Below are 1553 nucleotides of genomic sequence, written 5' to 3' on the forward strand. Positions count from 1 at the left end.
AACTCGACGGAAGAGACCATCACCGCTGTCTGGACCGACGTCCTCGGCATCGACACCATCGGCATCCACGACAACTTCTTCGAACTCGGCGGACATTCACTGCTCGCGACACAGGTGACCTCGCGCCTGAGGCAGCGGCTCGGTGTGGACGTTCCGGTCCGCGCCCTGTTCACCTCGCCCACGCCGGCCGCGCTGGCCGAGGCCGTGCGCGATGCGGAGGCGGCCGACGCGGCACCGCTGGTCCCGCGCGACCGGGACGGCGGTCCACTGCCGTTGTCGTTCGCGCAGCAGCGGCTCTGGTTCCTGGACAAGCTGACGCCGGGCAGTGCCGAGTACCTCGTTCCGTTCGGCCTACGCGTGCGGGGCGCACTCGACGTCGGCGCGCTGAGCGCGGCGTTCACGGGTCTGGTGGCCCGGCACGAGGTGTTGCGGACCCGGTTCTTCACGGACGAAGCGGGACGCCCCGCACAGATCGTGGACGCGCCGTGGTCGGTCACTCCGGTGGTGCACGACGTCCGGACCGTCCCGGCGGCCGATCGGGAGCAGGCCGCACTGGAGATCATGGCAGCCGAGGCGCGGAGGCCGTTCGAGCTGGACAGCGGGCGGCTGCTGCGGGCCGACGTGGTGCGCCTCGCCGATGAAGACCAGTACGTACTGATCACGCTGCATCACATCGTCTCGGACGGTTGGTCCTCCGGGATTCTGGCCCGTGAGCTGCGTGAGCTGTACGCGGCCGCTGTTGCGGGGCGTGAGGCTTCGCTTCCCGGGTTGTCGGTTCAGTACGCGGATTTCGCCGCCTGGCAGCGGGAGCAGCTCAGCGGGGACCTGCTGGAGCGGCAGCTGACGTACTGGCGCGAGCGCCTCACAGGGGTACCGACCCTGGAGCTGCCGACCGACCACGGCCGACCCGCCGAACGCGAGGGGGCCGAGGGCGACACCGTGTACTTCTCGGTGCCGTCGGAGGTGGTGGAGGCGTTGCGGGTGATGGCGCGTGAGCAGGGTGCGAGCCTGTTCATGGTGCTCCTGGCGGTCTTCCAGATCGTTTTGGCCCGTTACTGCCGGCAGGACGACATCGCGGTCGGGACTCCGATCGCCGGTCGGAACCGGGCGGAGACGGAGGAGCTGATCGGTTTCTTCGTCAACACGCTGGTGCTGCGGACGGATCTTGCCGGTGATCCGACCTTCGTCGAGTTGCTGGGCCGGGTGAAGGAGACCGCGCTCGGCGCGTACGACCACCAGGACCTGCCCTTCGAACGCCTCGTAGACGAGCTGGCGCCCGACCGCGACCTGTCCCGCAACCCGCTGTTCCAGACACTGTTCGTCTTCCAGAACACCCCGGACGGGGAGTCGTGGAGCCTGCCTGGCCTGACGGTCGAGCAGGTCGGTGTGGGGGGCCAGGACGCCAAGTTCGACCTCCAGCTGACTGCGGTGGAGGCGGACGGTGAGCTGCAGGCGGCTCTGGAGTATCGGACGGATTTGTTCGATCGGGTGTCGGTGGAGCGGTTGGCGGGGCATTTGGTGACGTTGGTGGGGTCGGTGGCGGCTGTTCCGGG

The 1553-nt window shown here is 68.8% G+C and carries 1 protein-coding gene; it reads left to right on the forward strand.

Going from position 1 to position 1553, the window contains the following annotated elements:
* Positions 1 to 1553, forward strand: a 1553-nt coding sequence (locus tag ACIQGQ_RS37180; protein ID WP_402405116.1) for a condensation domain-containing protein, incomplete at both ends; no start/stop codon positions are given.

Source organism: Streptomyces sp. NPDC092952 (assembly GCF_044754785.1).
Lineage (GTDB): Bacteria > Actinomycetota > Actinomycetes > Streptomycetales > Streptomycetaceae > Streptomyces.